The 7386-nt window shown below is 55.5% G+C and carries 4 protein-coding genes; all 4 read left to right on the forward strand.

Annotated features, from left to right (window positions below):
- Positions 1-212: 212 nt before the first annotated feature.
- Positions 213-1736 carry a fumarate hydratase gene (locus E1573_RS16910; protein ID WP_133215721.1) on the forward strand — a complete coding sequence of 508 codons (1524 nt, stop codon included), beginning with the start codon at positions 213-215 and terminating at the stop codon, positions 1734-1736.
- 218 nt (positions 1737-1954) lie between these two features.
- Positions 1955-4087 (forward strand): hypothetical protein, encoded by a 2133-nt coding sequence (locus E1573_RS16915; protein WP_133215722.1) that lies wholly within the window; start codon positions 1955-1957, stop codon positions 4085-4087.
- A gap of 65 nt (positions 4088-4152) precedes the next feature.
- Positions 4153-6921 carry an RHS repeat domain-containing protein gene (locus tag E1573_RS16920; RefSeq protein WP_133215723.1) on the forward strand — a complete coding sequence of 923 codons (2769 nt, stop codon included), beginning with the start codon at positions 4153-4155 and terminating at the stop codon, positions 6919-6921.
- A partial coding sequence (locus E1573_RS16925) for a hypothetical protein (protein ID WP_133215724.1) occupies positions 6914-7386 on the forward strand: 473 nt, incomplete at its 3' end. The genes E1573_RS16920 and E1573_RS16925, both read left to right, overlap by 8 nt.

Below are 7386 nucleotides of genomic sequence, written 5' to 3' on the forward strand. Positions count from 1 at the left end.
AAAAAGTGCTACGCAAGAACAATGCCTGTCGCTTACCGACCTTCGTCAGACCACTGATACGTGTGCCCACCGCAGATGCGCGCTATACTGCCGCGCCTTTTTGCGCCGCCAGCCAGATCGTCGGCGCGCCGTGAAAGGTCGTTTCGACACCTCGGCCTGTCCGCGTCGGAATACCTTATTGAATGTTCCCGTCTTTAAGAGGAGCGCGCTGCATGACCGTGATCAAGCAAGACGACCTGATTCAGAGCGTTGCCGACGCCCTGCAGTTCATTTCGTACTACCACCCCGTTGACTTCATCCAGGCCATGCATGAGGCCTATCTGCGTGAAGAGTCGCCCGCCGCGCGTGACTCCATCGCCCAGATTCTGATCAACTCGCGCATGTGCGCCACCGGCCACCGCCCGATCTGCCAGGACACTGGTATTGTCACCGTGTTCGTGCGCGTCGGTATGGATGTGCGCTGGGATGGCGCCACCATGAGCCTGGACGACATGATCAACGAAGGCGTGCGTCGCGCCTACAACCTGCCAGAAAACGTCCTGCGTGCATCGATCCTCGCCGACCCGGCAGGCGCGCGCAAAAACACCAAGGACAACACCCCGGCGGTCATCCACTACTCCATCGTTCCGGGTAACACCGTTGAAGTGGACGTGGCAGCCAAGGGCGGCGGTTCCGAGAACAAGTCGAAGATGGCCATGCTCAACCCGTCCGACTCGATCGTCGACTGGGTACTGAAAACCGTGCCAACCATGGGCGCTGGCTGGTGCCCGCCTGGCATGCTCGGCATCGGCATCGGCGGTACCGCCGAGAAAGCTGCCGTCATGGCCAAAGAAGTGTTGATGGAATCCATCGACATTCACGAACTCAAAGCCCGTGGCCCGCAGAACCGTATCGAAGAAATCCGCCTGGAGCTGTTCGAGAAGGTCAACCAGCTGGGTATCGGTGCTCAGGGTCTGGGTGGTCTGACGACCGTCCTCGACGTCAAGATCATGGACTACCCGACCCACGCCGCTTCGTTGCCGGTGTGCATGATCCCGAACTGCGCCGCCACCCGTCACGCGCACTTCGTACTCGACGGCTCCGGCCCTGCCGAGCTGGAAGCGCCATCGCTGGACGCCTACCCGGAAATCGTCTGGGAAGCCGGCCCGTCGGCTCGCCGTGTCAACCTCGACACCCTGACCCCGGAAGAAGTGCAAAGCTGGAAGCCGGGCGAGACTATTCTGCTCAACGGCAAAATGCTCACCGGTCGCGACGCTGCGCACAAACGCATGGTCGAGATGCTCAACCGTGGCGAAGAACTGCCGGTCGATCTGAAAGGCCGTTTCATCTACTACGTCGGCCCGGTTGATCCGGTTCGCGAAGAAGTGGTTGGCCCTGCCGGCCCGACTACCGCCACGCGGATGGACAAGTTCACCCGTCAGATCCTTGAACAAACCGGCCTGTTGGGCATGATTGGCAAGTCCGAGCGCGGTCCGACCGCCATCGACGCGATCAAAGACAACAAAGCCGTTTACCTGATGGCCGTGGGCGGCGCTGCCTACCTGGTCGCCCAGGCAATCAAGAAGTCCAAGGTGCTGGCGTTTGCCGAACTGGGCATGGAAGCGATCTACGAGTTCGATGTCAAAGACATGCCAGTTACCGTCGCGGTCGACAGCAAGGGTGAGTCGGTGCACATTACCGGCCCAGCCTTGTGGCAGAGCAAAATCGCTGAAAGCCTGGCGGTGGAAGTGAAGTAATTCACACCCTCGCTTTGCAGAGAACGCCCGGCAACCGCCGGGCGTTTTTGTTTCCAAAACGTATCAAGGTTTGCCCCCCTTCCCCTACACACCCCTTTCAACTAAAGAACAAACACCGGCCCGAACTTACAGCGACCTGATATTTTTGTCAGGTGCCAACGCACGATCTGCGCTTTATGCTCTGCCTACACCTTTGACTGCTCTGAGGATAGGCTGGTATGAAAAACACCACGATCAAAAAGACAGCTGACGACCCCTCGCTCTGGCTCAAAGAGTTTGATATTGAAGTGTCTTCAGGCAGCGAGCGCGTGTACAACAACGGTCGCCAACAAATCAAAATCAGCCTGATTGTCGAACCCAGGTCCGGACAAGAAGTTACCGACGCTCAATTCAGCACACTGATGCCTGTGTATCGAGACAATGACGGCTCATTCGTGACATTACCGCAAGATCATTCAGCTGACGGTTGGTTCTATAGTGTCGAAGAAGATTTAAATTACGACTACTTTCCTTCCACTGCTAGCGTAGAACCTATGAAGGGTGCGCTTTTGAACGCTGATGGCAGTCAAAACACCTTACTCGTAATGACACCACAAGGGCATTGGAAACTCGATGAACAATCGCCCCCAGGCCACCGCCCACAGTCAAATCCCGTACTAGAAAAATTCCTCGACGCACAAAACAGAATCTCCGCTGCCCGCCGCGTGAAAACTTTTTACATCCACACCAAAGCACGTGCAGGAACCACTGTTACGTTGTACGCACGCATTGAGAAAGACGCTGAAACTATTTACACCAGTGACGAAGCAGAGAGCGAAATAAAACTTTATTCAGAGCCAACACGACAATTAATTTTTCCAGAAGATTATGACCTGAGCAAAAAAATAATATCAGAGTCTCTTAGCGCCACCCCCTCCGAGAGAGACCCAGAGCGATTCATTTACGAATTCTCGTTAAAACCAAAATATATTGACTTTTCATCGGCCAAATATGAATCAAACGCCTCTGAATCCAGAGGCATGATCAAGTGGCAAGACCATAGCAACAGTCAGCCCCGTGCTACACATGTTGGCGTCGCTTTTCCGGGTTCCAGAAATGTAAACTACAATGACACCCTCACATTGGGAGGCCAATTTCCGCCACGTAAAGTCAAGCAAATAAGCGATGACAACACAGGCAAAATCGTAGTTCTGATGCAAGGAGACAATCAGATCCCTTACCACTCGGCCGATTACGACAAACAAGGGCCGATGAAGATCCAGGCGCTCGACCGATTCGGCACACAGCATACCCTCGCCATCCGTTTCGACGAATCTCAAGACAGCGCCTTTGACAAACGCTCGAACTTGACAGTCGAGAGCCGCACAGAATCACACGTTGACACACACACTGCAGCAGAGGAGTTTGTCAGCATCACCCACTTCCAGGTCAAAGGCCTTAACAGCAACACCCATAAACAGTCCTGCCGTCTCTATAACAACGGCTGGCAGCAAACCTATATCAATGTCGTCATCACCGCCACTAACGAAAGAAACGAACAGGTCGAATTAAGCGACGGCATACTGAACAAAATTCAACTGGTCGACTATGACACCGGGGCAGACCTGTCGCCATCTGCTTACACCATCACGCGCACCCAAAGCGAAATAGACAAACTCTTTCATATCATTCCGGCCAGCGTAATCGCCAAAGAAACTACCGAAGCCCCCATCAACGATCAAGCCGCAACACCGGCTCAAGGGGGACAATCAATTACATTCTGGGTCAGAACAAAAGCAGTTACCAACAAAACAATCGCCGCTCGCCTGGTACACGACGGCGTCACTTATCACACCTATCAAAGAGATGTGGCGCCTGGAGGAGAAACACGCTCTGGAAACTCTAACAGTGCCGCCGAAATTTCCCCGCTGGAACAAAACTATCATTACACAGCAAAAAATTTCATATTGACGCGAACCAATGCATCAGACGACCTCAGAAGCGACATTATCGACATAGACTTGTACAAGTTAAAAATCAACAGCGCAGAGCACCACATCACGTCCAGCGACTACGAGCCTGCTGTCTGGATGTTTGACTACATTGCAGGAAAAAAAGCAAACAGCCTGGCCTATTTCAGGCGCAACAACACTTCAACAACAGTCACGCTTTACTACCACCTGAACTACCAACCGATAGCCGTTAACCGAACAGTCGGCGAAGCAAACGCCGTCCGTGTAAAGTCAAATAGCCTAGGCCCAGATGGGGAGAGCTACGTCGGTGTTCTGATGGTCTACCGCGACCAATACGGAAACGGTCATAACGTTTGGTTAAACCCAGCGAGCGAAGCCAACTTGATCACCATTAGTTAATGCTGAATCGGCACTTGCATCATTGTTGATTCCCGTCGCCTCACTGCGTAATTGGGATAAAGACCATGACCAACGCGTCAACATCAATATCACCTTCGCCCATTGAACCACTCAATGTCGGGGGCATTCATACTCAGGCCAATAATTTCTTACAGGCCGTACAAAGCGGTGTCGATGCCAGAACCGGGCAGTTCAACCTGAGCATCAGTGTGCCGCTCGGGGCCGCCAATAACCTGTGCGGCCCCTCACTGAGCCTGACGTGGATGTTCAGCGCCTTGAGCTCGCATCAAAACCGCGGTTTCGGGCTTGGTTGGTCGTTGAACCTCTCCCAACTGACCCTGTCAGGTGACAGTTCATCGTTGAGCCTGACTACAGGCGAGCAATTCGCGGTGGACCTCGACGAGTCCGACACCCGTATCGGTGGCCGGATGGCGTTTCATGATTACAAACTCGATGCTATTCGCCTGATCCGCCACGATGAAGACAGCTTCAGGGTGGAACAGAAAAGCGGCGAAACGGAGTTCCTGCGCCAGGTCGAAAAGCGTGGAGCCTATTTGCTTCATGAACTTCGTAGCGCAGAAGGCCGCAGGCTGTACCTTGAGTGGCAGGTGCTCAACGACATCCCCCACTTGATCGAGGTCCGCGACGAGCAGCGCACGCTAGCCGCAATCGATCGGAATGACGGCTCGCCAATATTGAAGCTCGAACCCGGCAGCGCTCATCAGTCCGAGATTAAGTTCAACCTGTTGAACGAGCAGTTACGCACAGTAGAGCTACCGTCCTTGAGTGCGCCGTTCATCTTTCAATACGAGACGCGGGCAGTGGGCAAAGGCCAGCAACTGCGGCTCCCCCAAGTGGTAGAAAGCCCGCTGGGCGCGACGGACGAAGTAACCTGGAGTTCCGACAGCACCTCACACCTGTTGCCAAAAGATGCTCCGTTGGACTTTGTCCCTCGGGTGAGTCGCTGGATTCGCACTGACGGCGCAGCGCAAACCACACTGTTGCGTACTTACGAATGGCAGGGTAACCGCAATCATTTTGGCTATGGCAGTGCACGCCCGTTCCGATGGCAGACGGGGCGGGACAACCTCTACCAGTTGCTCGAACCCTATACGTATTCGGTTGTTGAGACGCAAATCGACGCACACTCAAAAACCCTGGCCACCATTACCCGAACCTGGGACAGGCATCATCTGCTTACCGTCGAAAACAGTGTGTCTGGCACCTGTGAAACCAATGTCGAAACCACCTATGGTGTCGATTACGAGGTCTCATGGCCAGAGCAAACACCGTGGTGCCAACTTCCGCACCGCATCAAAACCACCTACGTTGACCATAAAGCCAATAAAAACAGGGCCGAGCAGGTTGTACACACGTACGATCGTTTCGCGAACGTGCTCTCTACTATACAGCCAACCGGCGTGCAGGAGCTCTACGAGTACTACCCAGCAGCTGGGGAACCGGGCAAATGCCCACCGGTCATCTCAGGTGTCGCACGGCACCTGAAGAAAAAAACGGTCATACCGGCCCCTCTGCAGGTCATCAACAAGGCAGTGGCCGGCCCGCTGAGCGCAGCGGAGCACCACCTTGGCAACGGCTTCACGCAGCACACGCGCTATGCGCCAGCACCAACACTCTTTACCTGCCACACCTATATAGACTTGCCCTCATTGATTAAAGGTGACCCTGCCCATGCCTTGATCAGCACCGAGGAGCTGTGGGATGGCGATACCCTGCTGGAGACCACCACCCAGGAATACAACCGTGATGCGACAAGCCCGCATTACGGCAGGCAGACCCAAGCCAGCACCACCCTCGGAGGCAAGACCACTGTCACCCAGTTCGTCCATGAAATACTCGATGCCCGCCTATACACCAGTGTCATCATCAACGGTTTCGAAGACGACGCTGTCAATCGCTCCTGCACCCGCGACGCCCGCTCATTGATCACCGGCCTGACGGTGCTGGATCAAACCGCTGCTGGAGTCAAATCCGAATACGAACACGACCTGCTCGGGCGCATCGAACGGACCGTGATTGCTGCAGGTACGGAATTCAGCGCCGAACGCACCTGTGATTACCATCTGAACGACAGCTTTACTCAACTCAACGCCCCCACCTCATTAACCTTCCAGCCCGGCGTGGCAGTGGAAGAGACAGATGTCACCGGTCAGCGCAAACGCTCTTGGTTCGATAGCAGCGGTCGAGTTGTTCTGGAGCAGATGGAAGACATCGATCATCCTTCCGACGACCCCGAGGCACCACCAGCCTTCTATGATGTGGCAGCCAACAGCTACGATGCGTTAGGTCGGGCGCTGCAACAGACCGCCTGGGATTGGGCCTGGGTAACCAATAAGCTTCAGCTGATCTCGACCTTGACCACTCACATCGAGTACGACGACTGGGGGGGCGTCAGCAAACAGACAGACCCGAACGGCGTCATCACCCACAGCGTTCACGACCCAGTCACCCTGTGCAGCGAACAGTGGATACAAAGCTCTTCAGGTGCGCTGAGCGGTAAGCAGATCACCTACAGCAATGTGGCAGGCAGCCCTCTGCAGGCGGAGTACTACGACGACAAGGGCAGGCTGGTGCGAACCACCTACTACACCCGCGATGGGCTGGACCGCATCGTAGAGACTTGCGTCAAGCCCTCGACAGGGTTGGCGTTCATCAACAGTTTTGAGTACGACGCTTACTCACGTATTGTTCGACAAACCCTGCCGGATGGTACGGCAGTGCTCAGGAAGTACCTGGCACACAGCGATGGCGATCACCCAGAGTCGGTGACGGTCGAACCTCCAGAGCCCCGCGCAGGAGCTTCGCATGCCTAGCTCACACCTTGTAGATGCTGCGTATTCGTTAGCCCAGAAGACCTTCGACGGCCTTGGCCGCCCGCTCACGATCAGCGTCGGCGGGCGGACTACTCGGTTCGAGTACACGCCTGATCAGTTGCCACCCTGTGCCAATATTCTGGCCGACGGCCAGCGCATCGACTTCACCTACGAAGCGGCGCTGGAGCACAAAGTGCTCGGTATTCTTGCCGCCGGCGAACCCGAGCACCACTTTACCTACCACAAGAAGCTGGCCCTCACCGAAACGGCCAGCGGCCCGCTGGGCAGCCAGCAGATGCGCTACAGCGCCTCGGGTAAGCCCATGAGCGATACCTGGACTGTCGATGGCCAAGCGCATACCACCACGTGGCGCCACTCCCTCTGCGGCGTACTGCTCGGCTTCGTCGATGCCCAGGGCAGCGACCATCAGCGCCACCACGACAAGAGCGGGCGGCTGGAGAAGCT

The organism is Pseudomonas sp. H9, assembly GCF_004353925.1.
Taxonomy (GTDB): Bacteria; Pseudomonadota; Gammaproteobacteria; order Pseudomonadales; family Pseudomonadaceae; genus Aquipseudomonas.